The sequence below is a fragment of the Agrobacterium fabrum str. C58 genome (assembly GCF_000092025.1).
GTDB classification, from domain to species: Bacteria; Pseudomonadota; Alphaproteobacteria; order Rhizobiales; family Rhizobiaceae; genus Agrobacterium; species Agrobacterium fabrum.
Genome location: NC_003063.2, coordinates 1,211,471 through 1,228,006, shown reverse-complemented (window position 1 = coordinate 1,228,006; position 16,536 = coordinate 1,211,471). Strand labels below are relative to the sequence as shown.

General features: G+C 60.1%; 18 protein-coding genes and 1 tRNA gene. 12 read left to right on the top strand and 7 right to left on the bottom strand.

The window, feature by feature from the left end; genetic code table 11:
* Positions 1-64: 64 nt before the first annotated feature.
* From ATU_RS19200 to ATU_RS19190, 3 genes are all read left to right on the top strand, one after another.
* The gene (locus tag ATU_RS19200) at positions 65-1,294 is read left to right on the top strand and encodes a hypothetical protein (RefSeq protein ID WP_010973568.1); all 1,230 of its coding nucleotides are present in this window, start codon (positions 65-67) and stop codon (positions 1,292-1,294) included.
* Between the two features lie 47 nt (positions 1,295-1,341).
* Positions 1,342-1,650 (top strand): hypothetical protein, encoded by a 309-nt coding sequence (locus ATU_RS19195; RefSeq protein ID WP_010973567.1) that lies wholly within the window; start codon positions 1,342-1,344, stop codon positions 1,648-1,650.
* Between the two features lie 259 nt (positions 1,651-1,909).
* Positions 1,910-3,451: a hypothetical protein gene (locus ATU_RS19190; protein WP_010973566.1), complete on the top strand. Its 1,542-nt coding sequence runs from the start codon at positions 1,910-1,912 to the stop codon at positions 3,449-3,451.
* Positions 3,452-3,550: 99 nt separating this feature from the next.
* On the opposite strand, the gene rpsA is transcribed toward ATU_RS19190, so the two are convergent.
* Both rpsA and cmk read right to left on the bottom strand, forming a co-directional pair.
* A complete protein-coding gene (gene rpsA, locus ATU_RS19185; RefSeq protein ID WP_006313829.1) occupies positions 3,551-5,251 on the bottom strand; it encodes a 30S ribosomal protein S1 in 1,701 nt (566 codons plus the stop codon).
* Between the two features lie 169 nt (positions 5,252-5,420).
* Positions 5,421-6,053 (bottom strand): (d)CMP kinase, encoded by a 633-nt coding sequence (cmk, locus tag ATU_RS19180; RefSeq protein WP_010973565.1) that lies wholly within the window; start codon positions 6,051-6,053, stop codon positions 5,421-5,423.
* 226 nt (positions 6,054-6,279) lie between these two features.
* Between cmk and ATU_RS19175 the strand changes: the two genes are divergently transcribed.
* Both ATU_RS19175 and ATU_RS19170 read left to right on the top strand, forming a co-directional pair.
* On the top strand, positions 6,280-6,669 hold the full coding sequence (locus tag ATU_RS19175) for a TIGR02300 family protein (protein WP_006313825.1): 390 nt from the start codon (positions 6,280-6,282) through the stop codon (positions 6,667-6,669).
* A gap of 152 nt (positions 6,670-6,821) precedes the next feature.
* Positions 6,822-6,897 (top strand) — tRNA-Ala (locus tag ATU_RS19170).
* 76 nt (positions 6,898-6,973) lie between these two features.
* Here the strand turns inward: ATU_RS19170 and ATU_RS19165 are convergent.
* Together ATU_RS19165 and ATU_RS19160 are read right to left on the bottom strand one after the other, a co-directional pair.
* Positions 6,974-7,477 carry a thermonuclease family protein gene (locus ATU_RS19165; protein WP_010973564.1) on the bottom strand — a complete coding sequence of 168 codons (504 nt, stop codon included), beginning with the start codon at positions 7,475-7,477 and terminating at the stop codon, positions 6,974-6,976.
* Positions 7,478-7,549: 72 nt separating this feature from the next.
* The gene (locus tag ATU_RS19160; RefSeq protein WP_035255738.1) at positions 7,550-7,924 is read right to left on the bottom strand and encodes a PAS domain-containing protein; all 375 of its coding nucleotides are present in this window, start codon (positions 7,922-7,924) and stop codon (positions 7,550-7,552) included.
* Positions 7,925-8,130: 206 nt separating this feature from the next.
* On the opposite strand from ATU_RS19160, the gene ATU_RS19155 reads away from it, so the two are divergent.
* The 7 genes from ATU_RS19155 to ATU_RS19125 all read left to right on the top strand — a co-directional run bounded on the left by ATU_RS19155 (position 8,131) and on the right by ATU_RS19125 (position 13,538).
* On the top strand, positions 8,131-9,033 hold the full coding sequence (locus tag ATU_RS19155) for an NUDIX hydrolase (RefSeq protein ID WP_010973562.1): 903 nt from the start codon (positions 8,131-8,133) through the stop codon (positions 9,031-9,033).
* Between the two features lie 69 nt (positions 9,034-9,102).
* Positions 9,103-10,074, top strand: coding sequence for a quinolinate synthase NadA (nadA, locus tag ATU_RS19150; RefSeq protein ID WP_035255735.1), 972 nt, complete (start codon positions 9,103-9,105; stop codon positions 10,072-10,074).
* Positions 10,071-11,639: an L-aspartate oxidase gene (locus ATU_RS19145; protein WP_010973560.1), complete on the top strand. Its 1,569-nt coding sequence runs from the start codon at positions 10,071-10,073 to the stop codon at positions 11,637-11,639. Before nadA ends, ATU_RS19145 begins: the two co-directional genes overlap by 4 nt.
* A gap of 1 nt (position 11,640) precedes the next feature.
* On the top strand, positions 11,641-12,498 hold the full coding sequence (gene nadC / locus ATU_RS19140) for a carboxylating nicotinate-nucleotide diphosphorylase (RefSeq protein WP_010973559.1): 858 nt from the start codon (positions 11,641-11,643) through the stop codon (positions 12,496-12,498).
* 145 nt (positions 12,499-12,643) lie between these two features.
* Positions 12,644-12,895, top strand: coding sequence for a GlsB/YeaQ/YmgE family stress response membrane protein (locus tag ATU_RS19135; protein ID WP_006313814.1), 252 nt, complete (start codon positions 12,644-12,646; stop codon positions 12,893-12,895).
* Positions 12,896-12,907: 12 nt separating this feature from the next.
* The gene (locus tag ATU_RS19130; RefSeq protein WP_010973558.1) at positions 12,908-13,327 is read left to right on the top strand and encodes a DUF3597 domain-containing protein; all 420 of its coding nucleotides are present in this window, start codon (positions 12,908-12,910) and stop codon (positions 13,325-13,327) included.
* A gap of 22 nt (positions 13,328-13,349) precedes the next feature.
* Positions 13,350-13,538 carry a hypothetical protein gene (locus ATU_RS19125; protein ID WP_006313812.1) on the top strand — a complete coding sequence of 63 codons (189 nt, stop codon included), beginning with the start codon at positions 13,350-13,352 and terminating at the stop codon, positions 13,536-13,538.
* Positions 13,539-13,613: 75 nt separating this feature from the next.
* On the opposite strand, the gene cydX is transcribed toward ATU_RS19125, so the two are convergent.
* The 3 genes from cydX to ATU_RS19110 are packed head-to-tail and all read right to left on the bottom strand — an operon-like array spanning position 13,614 to position 16,517.
* A complete protein-coding gene (gene cydX / locus ATU_RS19120; RefSeq protein WP_006313811.1) occupies positions 13,614-13,736 on the bottom strand; it encodes a cytochrome bd-I oxidase subunit CydX in 123 nt (40 codons plus the stop codon).
* Between the two features lie 39 nt (positions 13,737-13,775).
* Entirely contained in the window at positions 13,776-14,933 is a 1,158-nt protein-coding gene (gene cydB, locus ATU_RS19115; protein WP_010973557.1) for a cytochrome d ubiquinol oxidase subunit II, read from the bottom strand.
* 6 nt (positions 14,934-14,939) lie between these two features.
* Positions 14,940-16,517 carry a cytochrome ubiquinol oxidase subunit I gene (locus tag ATU_RS19110; protein ID WP_010973556.1) on the bottom strand — a complete coding sequence of 526 codons (1,578 nt, stop codon included), beginning with the start codon at positions 16,515-16,517 and terminating at the stop codon, positions 14,940-14,942.
* Positions 16,518-16,536 lie beyond the last annotated feature (19 nt).

Sequence of the window (16,536 nt, the reverse complement as noted above, 5' to 3'; positions counted from 1 at the left end):
AGCACTGATTTACCGAAATTGCCTATTCTCGGCCGCAACTTTGGACGGCCGGGGACTTTGAAGGATGATCACTCCGCTACAGCAGACGGCGGGCATTGCAGTCAACGACCTCATGCGGTCGATGGTGGAAGCCATCGAGGACCGCCAGCGCGAAGAGCGTGAAAAGGCGAACGGCACCAAAAAGGACGATGCGGTCAAGACCCAGCCGCAGCCGGATGAAAGCCATCGCGTCGCCAATGAAAAGATAAGTTCCTACCTGTTCGGCATCATGAAGCCGGACGCCGATGCTTTCGCCTCCCTCGTTTCGCGCTTTTCCTCCGCTCTCGGCGTCACGCAGGACGCAGACGAGTCGAGTTTCTCCTTCGCCCGGCGACTTCAGGATGCGCTGACCCTCACCGACAATTTCGAAAAGACCGATGCGCAGGGAAAAGCCACACCGATTTCCCTGATCTCCTTCGGCGTTTCGGAAACGCAGGTCACGGAGGTGCTGAACAACGGCGTCACCGCCAAGACCGATCCCATGGCCGCCCTCGCCGCCCGTATCGCAAAGGGTGCCGGCCTGACAGGCAAGGAAGAGGATTTCGGCGAGCAGATGTCGAAAGCCATCATGGCGATGCGCGCGACCTTGCCGAAAAATGTCAGCGATCTCGAAGATTCCACCGGCCTCAAACAACTCGGCATCTCCGCCCGGCAGATGATCGCCGCCATCGCCAACCCCTATGGCGACGAGGCGCGTGCCGTGAAGGATGCCCTGAACGATCAGGCGCAGGGCACCCGCTTCATGACGCGGGAAACTCTGAAGATCATCCAGCGCCTCGAAGACGTCGCAGACCCGAAGACCAAGGAAGAGTTGCAGGCCGAGCGTGGTGAAGAACGCATTGGCGAAATCAACGATGCCGAAGTGAAGGCCGAGCGCGAAAAAGATATCAAGGCCCTCGATGTGCAGGGCAAGCTTGAAGACGTGCAGGAACTTCAGGACGTCGTGAAGGAGCATATCGATGCTTCCAAGAACGACAAAGCCGAAGGTGCCGACACGCAGGAGCCGGTCGATATTTCACCGGAAACCGCCCTGATCTCCGTGCTTGCGGCGACACCGAAGGAAGAAGCCGCCCCGGCTGAAAACGAAAATGAACCCGAAAGCACAGAGGCGGCCGCCAATCCCGCCGATGCGGAAAACGAGGCCAAAAAACTGCTCGATGCGCAGGGGCTCGTTAAAGACGCCCGCACTGCGATTCTGCCGATCTCGATCGACGATAATGGTCTTTACGAACTGCTGAAGAAAAAGGCGGCATGATTGCCGCTTGCGACGTCACTTGAGCGAAACATGATGTGAGTTCAGACATGACCGATATTTCCGGCCTATCCCCCAGCGTCGTTTACGACAACGAGCCCGATGCGGCGGAGGCCCTGCTGTCCATGGCCGCCCCGCCACTCGTTCCCGATGACGCTGCCTTTGCCGCAGCCGGTGACGAGGACCAGCCCATCGCGCCCGTGGAGATGCAACCGGAACGAAGCCTTCCCAAAGCAAGCTGGCTCGACGCCATGCCACCAGAGGCTTTTGAGGCCGCAACCAGCGACCCCGACCATATTTCCTCTGTCAACTCAGACGATAATGGCCTTTACCGCATGTTCATCGGTATCTCACCCTGAGCGCGCCGTCGTGCGCAATGCGTTGGTTAGCCAAATCTTAATATCTGCAAGCCAAGATTGAACCAGATGATTCTATATGCGCAGAAACCGGCATAACGGCCGGGGCGCATATGGCGCTCCCGCATGAGCGGGCGAGATGACACCTGTACATCACCGGCGCGGCGATTTTTCAACATTCAAGCCAGATGCGGATCAGAGAGCCAATGGGGATTGGTCCTTTCGCAGCCAGCCGCGGTCACCGATAGGAACGGAGCGCAGCATGTTACCGCCTGTACAGAAAATTGCGGCTGCCGATGCCGCCTATGGCACGAACTTACCGCTGACACCGCGTGCACAGGTGAAGGACGCCGTGCCACCGCAGACGAGCAATCCTGTCCCTGAAAATAGCAGCAGCCTTTTCGCCCGCGCCGCAATCGCCTCCCTTACCAGCGAATTCCAGCTTTCCCGCAGCACGGCAGTTCTGGCGGAAGCGCTGGGCAAGCTGATGAACCTGCCCCGGCGGGATGGTGAAGCCATCGAGACCTATGTGACGCGGCTGACGGAGGCCCTGCGCACCCTGCCCGCTGCCCAGCGTATGGCGCTGGAACAGCAGGTCGGAAAAGCCTTGCAGGGCCTGACCCTTGCGATGCTCGCCGAAATCCTGAAACAGCCGACCGGGCCGGATGCCGCCCGCCTGGCGCTACTGATCGAGCTTTCTCGATACAGGGGAATGGATCTCGCGACCAAGGCGGTCGTGTCTTCCTATCAGCAGAACAATCCCGCTCCTGCACAGCCCGTCCAGCCGAAACAGCCGAACGCTCCGAGCCAGAATGCGGAAAGCCGACAGAACCCGACCGCGACGGCACAGCCGGCAAATTCCGCGATAGCGAGCCGGCTGCTGCCCCTGCTCATCGGCCCGCTTGCCTTCAGCGGCGCAGCAGTAAAGGCCACGGTGGCGGCGCTGACCGCACAGCCGGATGTGCGCGTCCCTCTTGCCGCCCCGCCTGCCGACACAGCCGAATTGCCCGGCGATGCGACGAAACCCGGTGCAAAAACGGAAAACACCCTGCGTCCGCTTCCACTACAGACGGACAGCGCTCCCAAAGAGGCCCCGGCAGAGCCGCGCCCGGCCAATCTACCACGCGCGGAGACCAGCGAGACACGCCCTACCCTTTTGCATCGCGAGATGATGAAGATCGAGCAAAAGGAAGCCCGCCCGGTCTTGCCGTCCCTCGCCGGCCAGGCGGAAGGCGACGGCGAGACCGTCGCCAATCTTCTGCTGGCCGCCGCGACCGGCAAACTCCCCACCAGAGCGAACGCAACACTGCAGCTTCCGATCACGCCACAGGGCGTTCCGGCGCAGCCTCTCGAAGACCAACCCGCCGAAAAAGCCGCCTTCGCCACGGCCAATGCCCGCCCTTCGGGCGACGACACTGAGACCTTGCCCCATCGATCCGATGCCCAGCCGTTGCCCCGCGGCACATTGGATCCAGAGGCGAGAATGGCCATGCTGGAGCAATCGGCCTCGCAATCCCTGATCGCCGCGGCTCTCGTAAAAGACGGCACGCCATTGCCGCTCGTCGCTTATCCGCCGGCAGATGAAGATCATGGATCGGAAACACCACCCCGTGGCGGCGGTCCATTTTCCGAGGATGAAGCAGAAGACGAGGCCGAGGCAGGCGCTGACAATTCCGATGATCAGGGGGAAACGGAAGAACGCATCACCGCCAATGACGCGATCGACGAGCGGGAAAGCACGCCCGCAGCGGCTTCCGACGACAGCGCGGAGAATTATTATCTCAAGATGAGCGGCATGCTCTGAGAAGAGTGCGGCTGTACCCGCTCACCTGCTCAACATACGGCCAATAAAAAACCCGCCGGAAAATTCCGGCGGGTTCTTCATGTCAAAAGATCGAAGCGATTATTCGCCGCGGTTCTTCAGAGCCGCGCCGAGGATGTCGCCGAGCGAAGCGCCCGAGTCGGACGAACCGAACTGTGCGACGGCTTCCTTCTCTTCAGCGATTTCCAGAGCCTTGATCGAAAGCATGACCTTGCGGTCCTTCTTCGAGAAGTTGACGACGCGGGCGTCGAAAACCTGGCCAACTGCGAAACGCTCCGGACGCTGATCGTCACGATCGCGTGCGAGGTCGTTGCGGCGGATGAAGGAGGTGATGTCCTCGTGGTTGACGAGCTTCACTTCCACGCCACCGTCGTTAACGGCGATGACTTCGCACGAAACGACTGCGTTCTTGCGCAGGTCGCCGGAGGTTGCGGCTTCACCGACAGCATCCTTGCCGAGCTGCTTGATGCCGAGCGAGATGCGTTCCTTCTCGACGTCAACATCGAGAACGACAGCCTTGACCACGTCACCCTTGTTGAACTCTTCGATGACCTGTTCGCCCGGACGGTTCCAGTCGAGATCCGACAGGTGAACCATGCCGTCAACATCGCCTTCGAGGCCAATGAACAGGCCGAATTCGGTCTTGTTCTTGACTTCGCCTTCGACTTCAGTGCCGGCCGGATGGCTGAAGGCAAATGCCTGCCACGGGTTTTCCAGCGTCTGCTTGAGGCCGAGCGAGATACGGCGCTTGGACGGATCGACTTCGAGAACGACAACGTCGACTTCCTGGCTCGTGGACAGGATCTTGCCGGGATGGACGTTCTTCTTGGTCCAGGACATTTCTGAAATGTGGATCAGGCCTTCGATGCCCGGCTCCAGCTCAACGAATGCGCCGTAGTCGGTGATGTTCGTGACCGTACCGGAGATCTTCTTGCCAACCGGGTACTTGGCGGAGATGCCATCCCACGGATCGGACTCGAGCTGCTTCATGCCGAGCGAGATACGGTGGGTTTCCTGGTTGATGCGGATGATCTGAACCTTGACCTGCTGGCCAATGTTGAGGATTTCCGAAGGATGGTTGACGCGGCGCCATGCCATGTCGGTAACGTGCAGCAGGCCGTCGATGCCGCCGAGGTCAACGAACGCACCGTAGTCGGTGATGTTCTTGACGACGCCGTCAACAACCTGGCCTTCTTCGAGGTTCTGAACGATTTCAGAACGCTGCTCGGCACGCGACTCTTCGAGAACCGTACGGCGAGAAACAACGATGTTGCCGCGACGCTTGTCCATCTTGAGGATTTCGAAGGGCTGCGGGTTGTGCATCAGCGGGGTAACGTCGCGGATCGGACGGATGTCGACCTGCGAACGCGGAAGGAAGGCAACAGCGCCGTCCAGATCGACGGTGAAACCACCCTTGACCTGGTTGAAGATAACGCCTTCGACGCGCTCGCCAGCTTCGAACTTGGCTTCGAGCTTGACCCAGCTTTCTTCGCGGCGAGCCTTCTCGCGCGACAGAACGGCTTCGCCCAGAGCATTTTCGATGCGCTCGACGTAAACTTCGACTTCGTCGCCGACCTTCAGCGTGCCGTCTTTGGACTTCGCGCCGAATTCCTTGAGCGGAACGCGACCTTCGACCTTCAGACCGACGTCAACGATCGCGACGTCCTTCTCGATTGCCGTGACGATACCCTTGGCAACATAGCCTTCGGCAAGATCGTTAGAGGCAAAGGATTCTTCGAGAAGCGCTGCGAAATCGTCGCGCGTGGGGGTAGATACTGACATGAAATCTCCTGAATGCATCCGCGCGGGGGCGAATACAAAGCGCCGGTGGGCTAGTGTTGTTGATACCCGAACCCATGCCCGCCTTTTCAAAAGGCTTTCCGGCGCAAGGACATGTCTTCAGGCAATTCCGGACTAAACGCAGACAGCGGCAAGCCGTTCCGCGAAAAACCTATCTCTTCAGAGCGGCGTCGATAATCGTGCGCGCGGCCTGAAACGCCGCCTCTATACTCATTTCCGACGTATCTAGCAAGTGCGCGTCTTCAGCTGGCCTCAACGGGCTGTCGGCGCGGCCCATGTCGCGCTCGTCGCGTTTTTTCACCTCGGCGAAAATGGCATCATAATCGCCGTTACCGCCATTGGCCAGAATCTCATCGTAACGGCGCCGCGCCCGCACGTCGGCAGAGGCCGTGACGTAGAGCTTCACCGGCGCGTCAGGGCAAACCACGGTGCCGATATCGCGTCCGTCAAGCACCGTGCCCGGCTCCCTCATGGCAAAAAGCTTCTGGGCTTTGACGAGCGCACGCCTCACCGGCGTCATGACAGCGATTTTCGACGCCGCCTCGCCAATCTCGTGCCGGGAAAGAACGGCGCGGTCGAGCCCCGCAAGGTCAAGCTCCAGCGCCATTTTCTCAGCCACCGCCTCGTTATCGAGCGGCAGGCCGGCATCCAGAAGAGCCTTGGCGGTTGCCCTGTAGGTCAGCCCGGTATCGAGATGATGAAAGCCATAGGTCTCCGCGATCTTGCGCGAAAGCGTTCCTTTGCCCGCCGCAGCGGGCCCGTCTATGGCAATCGTAAAGGTCATGAAGCGTCCCGTCTGTGCATCCGTTATAGATATAATAAAGTGTGTAATGCCTCTCTTTTTATATCAGCATTCACACATCGGGCTTGCGCCATGGGAGGCAGCACCCGAAGTTTGTCTTTGACACGAAAGAGCGCAACGATTAAGGGGACCGGCTATAAATTTTACCGTCTATGCCGGTTTTACGGCGTACACACCGAAACTCATTCGACAATTTGAGGCTTAGACAGTGGCAAAAACGGAACTTGGTACCAAGCGTACAGACCCCGATACCGGCAAGAAATTCTACGATCTGAACCGCGACCCGGTCGTTTCTCCCTATAGCGGCAAGTCCTGGCCGCTCTCCTTCTTCGAGGAAAGCACGGCTCAGGCCAAGATGGAGCAGGCTGAGGAAGAGGAAGTGGCGGAAGTCGACGCCGAAAACACGGAAGTCGAACTCGTTTCGCTGGAAGATGCCGATGGCGACAACAGCGGCGACGATATCCCTGATCTGGGCGACGACGACGATGATGTCGAAATCGACGACGACGACGACACCTTCCTCGAAACCGATGACGAAGATGACGACGACGACATGTCCGGCATCATCGGCGTACCGGGCGACGACGAAGAAGCTTGATTTTACTTGATAATTCGGCCCGACGACAAAAAAATGACGCCGGGCCGTTTTTTATGCTTGCACTCGCCGGAAAGCCGCAGTAGTAAGCCGCCACCGAACGGAACAACAACCGCTTCGGTTCCCGGAACCGGAAGAAATGCCGGAACCCTTATGGGGCTATAGCTCAGCTGGGAGAGCGCTTGCATGGCATGCAAGAGGTCAGCGGTTCGATCCCGCTTAGCTCCACCAAATCTTTCCAAGACAAAAATATCTCAAATTCGGCCAACCGGTTTATCACGTTGCGCAACGCGGCTTGAAGCAATCGTTATTGCAACAACGCCCGCACATCCTGCCCGTTGATCCGGCATTCGACAGACCGCGGCGTACTACGCTCCTCCCCCATCTCGCGACACTCCAGATATCGGCCGCGCAGGCGGTTCTGCAGCGCCTTGAAGGCATTGAGGCCGCAGGCGTAACGGCGGCCGTCGGGACCGGTGCAGACGCGGTTGCGTTCGATCTCCTCCACGCCGGCGAGTTGGAATTCCTCACCCTTGAAGGTGAAGCGGCTGCTGGAGATCACCCGCAGGCGCTGGTCGGCATGCATTTTCAGCGGATAGAGATCGGGCGGTGTCGCAATCCGCTCGTACGTCTGGCTGCGAGGATCCACCCGCACCGGCGCGGTCGTCCACAGCAGTTCCGTATTGGCGGCCAGACCCGTCGGCGCAGAGGTCGACTCGCCATCGACAAGCGAGGCAATGCGGATGCCTGCTATGCCGAGGCCTATGGCCAGAAAGATCTGAAACAGCAAAATTGCGATCTGCCGGACCATGTCACCGCAACATCAAACAATGAACGACATAAAATCGATAGGCCGCCTCATAAAGCTGCGGCCGGCTGCATGTCACATCAACAAAACCTTGCCCGCGCTGACATCCCGCACCGTGCCCATGGCCATGATCGGGATCCGGTCGCCATCCAGAATCACTCTTCCCGTCGTCCGCAACCAGCGAAAACCGCTGGATTTGAGCCGAATGCGGTATTCCTGATCGTAGAACACGCCATTCGTCAGCGAATTATAAACAGCCTTGGCGACGCGGGCCCGCGAGCCACTCTCGATCTGCGCAATGAAGTCTTCAACCGGAATGCCGTGGGCGGCTTCTTCCGGGGAGAATTCACGCAGGCGGGCGGTCACGGCATCCAGATAGACCAGATTTTGCCCGACGTTCCAAGTGTAGTAACCCACAAGTGTCTCTTCGAGAGATATGTTTTCCAGCATCGGCCTTCTACAGTCTGAAATGCTTGTGTCGGGTCTGTAACACACATGACGGCAGACGGCTAACCACAAGAATTCATCCTTTTGTCTGACGAAACCCTGTTCCCGCGCCGCCATTTATCGACAGGCCTTTTCGGCAGCCATGTTGGCGAAGCAACCTTCCTGTGCCAAGAAGGCTGATACCGCAGCCAGCGACCAGAGGAGCCGCCGTGACCATCGGGCTTGCCCATGCCGAACTCATCGCCGTCGTCACCGCCATCACCACGGATGAACCACGTGTCATGACCGTTCGCGAAGGGGCGGCCCTTCCCTCGGGCCCGTTCGAATTCGGACACAGGACGCTTCAGAGCGGGCTACGGGAATGGATCCACGAACAGACCCATCACCCCGTCGGTTATCTCGAACAGCTCTATACTTTCGCCGATCGCGACCGCAACAACGAGATTTTGGGCGGCAGAACCATTTCCATCGGTTATCTCGGCCTGGTGCGCGAGCAGGAGGCGCCCAGTGGCAAAAGCGCCTTCTGGCACGGATGGTACGAATATTTCCCGTGGGAGGACCATCGCCAGGGACGCCCGGATATTCTCGACAGCATTATCGACAAGCTGCGCGCCTGGGCCGATTCCGAGCCCGACAGCAGGGCTCAGCGTCACCTGCGCGCCGATTTCACCTTCGGGCTGGATGGAGGTGGCTGGAACGAGGAACTGACCCTGCAGCGTTACGAACTGCTCTATGAGGCTGGGCTGGTCGGGGAAGCGCAGAGCGAACCGCGGATCAATTTCGGCAGGCCGATGTTTGCCGACCACCGCCGCATCCTTGCCACCGGCATCGCCCGTCTGCGCGCCAAGATCAAATACCGGCCGGTGGTGTTCGAGCTTATGGCCGATAGCTTCACCCTGCTGCAATTGCAGCGCGCAATCGAGGCGCTGGCCGGGCTGACGCTGCACAAGCAGAATTTCCGCCGGCTGATCGAACAGCAGCAGCTGGTGGAGGAAACCGGCGACATGGCGACTGAAACCGGCGGCCGCCCGGCGAAGCTTTTCCGCTTCCGCCAGACCGTTCTTGATGAACGCGCCCTTTCCGGAACGAAACTGCCCCTCTCCCGCAATTGACATATGCTCACAATGAGAATATGTCTTCGTGCTACATATACTCAAAAAGAGTATAAATGGGAGAGCACCGTGAACGAGCAGATTTCAGCCGCTAGCCTTTATGACCGCGTTGCCCGTGTCATTCCCAAGGCCGAATGGATGGGCTTTCAGGATGATGTCGAGGCAATCCTTGAATTGAAGCGCAAGCGCAACGCTGTCATCCTCGCACATAATTACCAGACGCCGGAAATCTTCCATGGCGTCGCCGATATTGTCGGGGACAGTCTCGCCCTTGCCCGCAAGGCAATGGAGGTGGAAGCGGATGTGATCGTTCTGGCCGGCGTGCATTTCATGGCCGAGACGGCAAAGCTGCTCAATCCGGAAAAAACCGTACTTATTCCGGATATGGCCGCTGGCTGCTCGCTTGCCGATTCCATCACGCCCGAAGACATCGCACTTCTGCGCAAGGCCTATCCCGGCGTTCCTGTCGTCACCTATGTGAACACGTCAGCGGCGGTGAAGGCGGCGTCCGACATCTGCTGCACGTCAGGTAATGCCCGCCAGGTGGTGGAATCGCTCGGCGTGCCGCGCGTGCTGATGCTGCCGGATGAATATCTGGCGAAGAACGTCGCCAAGGAAACCAGTGTCGAGCTGATCGCCTGGCGTGGCCATTGCGAGGTGCACGAGCTTTTCACCGCCGATGACATCAGGGAACTGCGCGAAAGCCATCCCGGCGTTATCGTGCTGGCGCATCCCGAATGTCCGCCTGAGGTCGTAGACGCTGCGGATTTCTCCGGCTCCACCGCCGTCATGTCTGACTATGTCGGCCGCGAGCGCCCTGCCCGCGTGGTGCTTCTGACGGAATGCTCGATGAGCGACAACGTCGCCGTGCATCATCCCGATGTCGAGTTCATCCGCCCCTGCAATCTCTGCCCGCATATGAAGCGCATCACGCTTGGCAATATCCGCACGGCACTGGAGGAAAATCGCCATGAAGTGACGGTCGATCCGGCCATTGCCGGTGCTGCCCGTCGCGCCGTGGAAAGGATGCTGCAGATATGAGCGAGTTTTTGCCGCAGCGGGACTGGACGGTCATCGTCGGCAGCGGCATGGCCGGGCTGATGGCGGCGATGACGCTGGCGCCGCAGCCCGTGCTGCTTGTGACGCGCGGCGCGCTCGGCGGCGAAACCTCAAGCGCCTGGGCGCAGGGCGGCATCGCGGCCAGCCTCGGGCCGGATGATCGCGCAGCCCTGCATGTCGCCGATACGCTCGCTGCGGGCGATGGCCTTTGTGATGAAGATATGGTGGTTGGCATCGTTTCCTCGGCCCCCGCCGTCATAGATGCGCTGGAGCGGGCAGGCGTTCGCTTCGACCGGGACGCCGGCGGCAACTATGTCTTCGGGCTGGAAGCCGCCCATAGTCGGCGGCGCATTCTGCATGCCGAAGGCGACGGGTCGGGTGCGGCGATCGTCAGGGCTCTTACAGATGCCGTTCGCCGTACACCTTCGATCACGGTTCTGGAAGGCACGGAAGTGCGCCGCCTGTTGACGGAAGACAGCGTCATCGCCGGTCTCGCCTGCGCCGGCCCGAACGGCAGCTTCCTTCTGCCAGCAAGCCAGGTCATTCTCGCCACCGGCGGTCTCGGCGGACTTTATGACGCCACGACCAATCCCTCCGGCAATTTCGGGCAGGGCATCATGCTCGCCGCCCGCGCCGGCGCCATCCTTGCCGACATGGAATTCGTGCAGTTTCACCCGACAGCACTTTCCTCCCCCCGGCGACCGCTGGCGCTGGTGAGCGAAGCGGTGCGGGGTGAAGGCGCCCTGCTTCTCAATGAAAACGGCGAAAGGTTCATGGCGGCAGTGCCGGGCGCGGAACTGGCGTCGCGCGATATTGTCGCCCGCGCCATCGACCGTGAAATCCTGCGCGGCGGCCAGGTCTTTCTCGATGCCCGCCAGGCGCTCGGCTCCGGTTTTGCCAGCCGTTTCCCGTCAATCGACCTGCTTTGCCGCGAGGCGGGCATAGACCCCGCCCGCGAACTCGTGCCGGTCCGCCCGGCCGTGCATTACCACATGGGCGGTGTCGCCACGGATAATAAAGGCAGAAGTTCGGTGCGCGGGCTCTGGGTTGCGGGGGAAACCGCCTGCACCGGCCTTCACGGCGCAAACCGGCTTGCCAGCAACTCGCTGCTGGAGGCCGCCGCGATGGGCATGCGTGCGGCGCAGGATATTGCCGGCCGGCCCGCACCCGCGGCAAGATCGGCGGCTGCCGTTTCGCCCAACGCGACAGCTGATTTTTCGCCCGCCGATCTCGCCGCTGTCAGGCCCATCGTTTCCCGTCATCTCGGCATCGTCAGACATGCCGCGGGACTGGCCGAAGCCATCAGGGACTTACTGCCGCTTGCCGAGCGAAACGGCCCGGCCTCCGACCCGGCGGTGGTCGCTCTCTCCATCGCCGTTTTCGCAGCCCTGCGGAGGGAATCGCGCGGCGCGCATTTCCGTGACGATTTTTCGCAGAAGGATGCCAAGGCCATGAGACGCCGACTGAGCCTGAACGACGTCGTCACCGTCGCCCATGAATTTTCCTCTTCCAGCCTTGCAACAGCCGGTTTCGCGCGGAGCGCCTGACATGATCCTTTCTCCCCTGCCACGTCTCATCATCGAACCGCCCGTGCGCAATGCCCTTCTGGAAGACCTGGGCCTTGCAGGCGACATCACCTCCACTGCCGTCATCCCCGCCGATCACCGCTCGGTCGTTGTCATGGCGGCGCGGGAGCAGGGTGTCATTGCTGGGCTCGATGCGGCGGAACTCGCCTTCCAGCTTGTGGACCCGGCGATCAGGATGAACAGGCACATTGCGGATGGGGCAGCCGTGGCGGCCGGCGATATCATCGCAACCATCGAAGGGCCGTCTCGCGGGCTTTTGACCGGGGAACGCACGGCGCTGAATTTCCTCGGCCATCTCTCGGGCATCGCCTCCGTCACCGCAAAAATCGTCGCCGCCATTGCCGGCACCAAAGCGTCGGTCGCCTGCACCCGCAAGACGACGCCAGGGCTGCGGGCGCTGGAAAAATATGCCGTGCGCGCCGGCGGCGGCATGAACCACCGTTTTGCGCTTTATGATGCCGTTCTCATCAAGGACAATCATATCGCCGTTGCCGGCGGCGTGCGTGAGGCCATCCGCCGCGCAAGGCACGGCGTCGGACATCTCGTCAAGATCGAGGTCGAAGTCGATACGCTCGTGCAGTTGCACGAGGCCATGGAAGAGGGTGTGGATGCGGTTCTTCTCGATAACATGACGCCGGAACAGCTGCGCGAGGCGGTAGAGATCGTTGCCGGTCGCGCCATCACGGAAGCCTCTGGCCGGATCAATCCGCAGACGGCGGCAGCCATCGCCGCCACCGGCGTCGATCTTATCTCCATCGGCTGGATCACCCACAGCGCGCCGGTTCTTGATATCGGGCTGGATTTTGAGAGCCAGAGTTGAGTTTGCGCTAACGTACACGCCTCACGGAACAAAACTTCCGCGTCTTCGTTAATAATCGCCTGGGGTCAATTCAAGGCGGGGGGACGTGCGCAAAAAATGCGGGTCCATATGCCTATGACCTCTCTCTAGAAAGGAAAGGCTTGTTATGGAAGACGCACAAGTTGGCTGGATTGCAGCAATCATCATCGGCGGCGTAGCCGGTTGGCTCGCCGAACAGTTCATGAAAAGCAATATGGGTGTTTTCATGAACATCATCCTCGGCATTATCGGGGCCATCGTCGCCAATTTCCTTCTGGGGCTCATCGGCGTCTCGCTCGGAGGCTGGATTGGCTATCTCATCGCAGGTTTCATCGGCGCCTGCATTCTCATCGCCGTCGGGCGCGCATTTCGCAGATAAGGGGAGGACAGAATGAGCTTTTTCAACAAGATCAAGGACGCTATTTTTGGCAAGGCCGAGGCCGCGCCGCAGACTTCGGCTCCGGCCGGCACATCCACAACCACCGCAAGCCCGGCAGCACCGGCCCAGCCTGCCTCTCCGGCACCGACAGCTGCGGCTCCTGCGCCCACCGGCACCGTCGACGTCGCCTCCATCCTGGATGCGGCAGTCAAGAAGAACGGACAGAAGCTCGACTGGAAACATTCGATTGTCGATCTTCTGAAGGCGCTTGATCTGGACAGCAGCCTCACCGCCCGAAAGGAACTGGCGAGCGAACTCGGCTACACCGGCGACACCTCGGATTCGGCGACCATGAATATCTGGCTGCACAAGGCGGTCATCAAGAAGCTCTCCGAAAACGGCGGCAAGGTTCCGGCCGACCTTCTGGATTGAACCGATAAACGGGAGAACCGCGATGGACGACTATTCCAGCCTGAGAGAGCAGATCGGCCAGGATCTCGACACCCTGCACAGGACCGAGAACCCGAAGTCGATTTTCGAGATCGCCGATGACTATCTGCTGGGAGATCCAAATCTCAAGCGAGCCATCGTCGAAGACATCATCAAGGAAGAAGCGGACAAGCGCGGTATCGCGATCCACTGAACACACGCGACAAGCGCGGCTGTTTCACACGAAGGGCGGCATCCAGACCGGGTGCCGCCCTTTTTGCTTCAAGCGTCATTTTTCCGGCTTCGCTTCGGCCTTCTTCGCGTTTTCTTCCATCAGCTCATACCACATGGCGTTCATGACGGCGAAGATGGCGGCGAGAGGCAGGCCGAGCAGCCAGGCGAAATACCACATGTTCGATCTCCTTCTTTTCAAACTTTTCCTGGAATTGCGTCAATAAGCGTGGCCGCTGTCGTCACGGATCGCCTTTTCATCCACCTTGCCCCACAGCACGCGATAGACCCATGAAGTGTAGGCAACGATCATCGGAACGAAGATGAGCGTGACGACCAGCATGTTGAATAGCGTCATGTGGCTGGACGATGCGTCCCACACCGTCAGGCTCGACCTGGGATCGACCGAGGACGGCAGGATGAAGGGAAACATCGTAAGCCCGACGGTGGCGATGATGCCGAAAATCGCGAGCGAACTGGACAGCAGTGCCAGGACTTCCCTGCGGGCCCTGAAAAGGATGAAAGCGAAGAGCGGGAAGACGAGACCAAGCGCCGGCGCCAGCATCATCCACGGATGTGCCGCATAGTTGGCAAACCAGACACCACCCGCAACCTCGACCGTCTTGGACAGCGGGTTGGAGGGACCATCGGTCACGACTTCAGAGGTGAAGCGATAACCATCGACCCCGAGCCAGAGAAAGACACCGCCGAGCGCGAAAAGAACTGTGGTCGCAAGGGCCGCAATGCTGCCGAAACTGCGCGCACGGGCAGCCACCGGACCTTCGGTCTTCAGCACCAACCAGGCCGCACCATGCATTACCAGCATGGAGACGGAAACGAGGCCGCAAAGAAGGGCATAGGGGTTCAGAAGCTCGAACAGCGTCGTGCCGTCGTAGAAAATCCTGAGGTCGTCGTTAAAGTGGAAGGGAACACCCTGCAGCACGTTGCCGATCGCCACGCCAAAGATCAGCGCCGGCACGAAGCCGCCGACGAACAGGGCCCAGTCCCAGCCGCTGCGCCATGCCGGGCTCTCGCGCTTGGAGCGATATTTGAAACCGACCGGCCGCAGGATCAGCGCGAACAGGGTGGCAAACATCGCCAGATAGAAACCTGAAAACGAAACCGCATAAAGCGGCGGCCAGGCGGCAAAGATCGCACCGCCGCCAAGGATCAGCCACACCTGGTTGCCTTCCCAGACCGGGCCGATGGAATTGATGACGACACGGCGCTCGATATCCGTCTTCGCCACGAAGGGCAGCAGCGCACCCGTGCCAAGATCGAAACCACCCGTCACGGCAAAACCGATAAGCAATACGCCGAGCAGCAGCCACCAGATGACGCGAAGGATTTCATAGTCGATGAGTTGATGCAGGATCATGATATCTTACTCCGCAGCGACGAGTTTTTCAGGAACGAGCGGTGCCTCCGGCTCATGGTCCGGATCCGGCCCCTTGCGGATCGCCTTCAGCATCAGCCCCATTTCGACGATGAACAGCACCGTGTAGATGGCGATGAAACATAAAAGCGTAATCAGGACAGTCGAAGCGCTGAGGCTGGAGACGGCAGCGGCTGTTGGCAGCACACCCTCGATGATCCATGGCTGGCGGCCGAATTCGGCGACCACCCAGCCCATTTCGGCGGCAATCCACGGCAGCGGAACGGCAAAGACCGCCACCTTCAGCAACAGCGGATAATGATCCAGCCGGCGGCGGGCCGAGAGATAGAAGAAGGTCGCCGTCAAAAGGATGAAGAACATGCCGAGGCCGACCATGATGCGGAACGACCAGAACAGCGTCGGCACATGCGGGATGGTATCAGCCGCAGCTTTCGCGATCTGCTCTTCGCTCGCCTGACGCGGATCGTCGACATAGCGTTTCAACAGCAGCGCGTAACCAAGCTCGTGGCCGACTTCGGCGAAGGTGCCGCGCACCTCTTCCGGCAGCTGTGCGCCCTTGCCGGTGGCGCGTATCTGCATCAGCGCGTCATAGGCCTTGATACCGTCGCGGATGCGGGTCTTTGCCTGCTCGACAAGATCGTTGATGCCTGGGATTTGCGTATCAAGCGAACGGGTGCCGATGAGGCCCATCACCCATGGGATTTTGACCGCAAAATGCGTCTCGCGCGCTTCCTGATCCGGAAAGCCGATGGCGGTGAAGGGGGCGGGCGCCGGCTCGGTTTCCCACATTGCTTCGATGGAGGCGAGCTTCATCTTCTGGTGTTCTGTCGAGAGATAACCGCTTTCGTCCCCCAGCACGACGACCGAAAGCGCGGACGCCAGACCGAAGGAGGCGGCAACCGTCATCGACCGCTTAGCGAGATCGACGTGGCGGCCTTTCAGCACATACCAGGCGGAGACGCCGAGCACGAAGATGGAGGCCGTCACGTAGCCGGCTGAAACCGTGTGCACGAATTTCGCCTGCGCCACCGGGTTGAACAGGACCGCGAAGAAGTCAGTCACTTCCATGCGCATGGTCTGGGGATTGAAGGCGGAACCGGTCGGGTTCTGCATCCAGCCATTGGCGATCAAGATCCACAGCGCCGAAAAATTCGAGCCGATCGCCACGCACCATGTCGCGACGAGGTGGCCGAGTTTCGACAGCTTGTCCCAGCCGAAAAAGAACAGGCCGACGAAGGTGGCCTCCAGAAAGAAGGCCATCATGCCCTCGATCGCCAGCGGGGCGCCGAAGATATCGCCGACATAGTGACTGTAATAACTCCAGTTCATGCCGAACTGGAATTCCATGACGATGCCGGTGGAAACACCGAGCACGAAATTGATGCCGAACAGGGTGCCCCAGAATTTCGTCATCTGCCGCCAGATCGTGCGGCCGGTCATGACATAGACCGTTTCCATGATGGCGATCACCACCGACAGCCCGATCGTCAGGGGAACGAACAGGAAGTGATATAAAGCCGTCACTGCAAATTGCAGGCGCGACAGCGCCACTATGTCGAGTTCCATAGTCTTACCCACCTTTTCC

Excerpts from the sequence above, each read along its gene's own strand:
- ATU_RS19200 (WP_010973568.1), top strand. The coding sequence starts at position 65 with ATGATCACTCCGCTACAGCAGACGGCGGGCATTGCAGTCAACGACCTC.
- ATU_RS19195 (WP_010973567.1), top strand. The coding sequence starts at position 1,342 with ATGACCGATATTTCCGGCCTATCCCCCAGCGTCGTTTACGACAACGAG.
- ATU_RS19190 (WP_010973566.1), top strand. The coding sequence starts at position 1,910 with ATGTTACCGCCTGTACAGAAAATTGCGGCTGCCGATGCCGCCTATGGC.
- rpsA (WP_006313829.1), bottom strand. The coding sequence starts at position 5,251 with ATGTCAGTATCTACCCCCACGCGCGACGATTTCGCAGCGCTTCTCGAA.
- cmk (WP_010973565.1), bottom strand. The coding sequence starts at position 6,053 with ATGACCTTTACGATTGCCATAGACGGGCCCGCTGCGGCGGGCAAAGGA.
- ATU_RS19165 (WP_010973564.1), bottom strand. The coding sequence starts at position 7,477 with ATGGTCCGGCAGATCGCAATTTTGCTGTTTCAGATCTTTCTGGCCATA.
- ATU_RS19160 (WP_035255738.1), bottom strand. The coding sequence starts at position 7,924 with ATGCTGGAAAACATATCTCTCGAAGAGACACTTGTGGGTTACTACACT.
- ATU_RS19145 (WP_010973560.1), top strand. The coding sequence starts at position 10,071 with ATGAGCGAGTTTTTGCCGCAGCGGGACTGGACGGTCATCGTCGGCAGC.
- nadC (WP_010973559.1), top strand. The coding sequence starts at position 11,641 with ATGATCCTTTCTCCCCTGCCACGTCTCATCATCGAACCGCCCGTGCGC.
- ATU_RS19135 (WP_006313814.1), top strand. The coding sequence starts at position 12,644 with ATGGAAGACGCACAAGTTGGCTGGATTGCAGCAATCATCATCGGCGGC.
- ATU_RS19130 (WP_010973558.1), top strand. The coding sequence starts at position 12,908 with ATGAGCTTTTTCAACAAGATCAAGGACGCTATTTTTGGCAAGGCCGAG.
- ATU_RS19125 (WP_006313812.1), top strand. The coding sequence starts at position 13,350 with ATGGACGACTATTCCAGCCTGAGAGAGCAGATCGGCCAGGATCTCGAC.
- cydX (WP_006313811.1), bottom strand. The coding sequence starts at position 13,736 with ATGTGGTATTTCGCCTGGCTGCTCGGCCTGCCTCTCGCCGCCATCTTC.
- cydB (WP_010973557.1), bottom strand. The coding sequence starts at position 14,933 with ATGATCCTGCATCAACTCATCGACTATGAAATCCTTCGCGTCATCTGG.
- ATU_RS19110 (WP_010973556.1), bottom strand. The coding sequence starts at position 16,517 with ATGGAACTCGACATAGTGGCGCTGTCGCGCCTGCAATTTGCAGTGACG.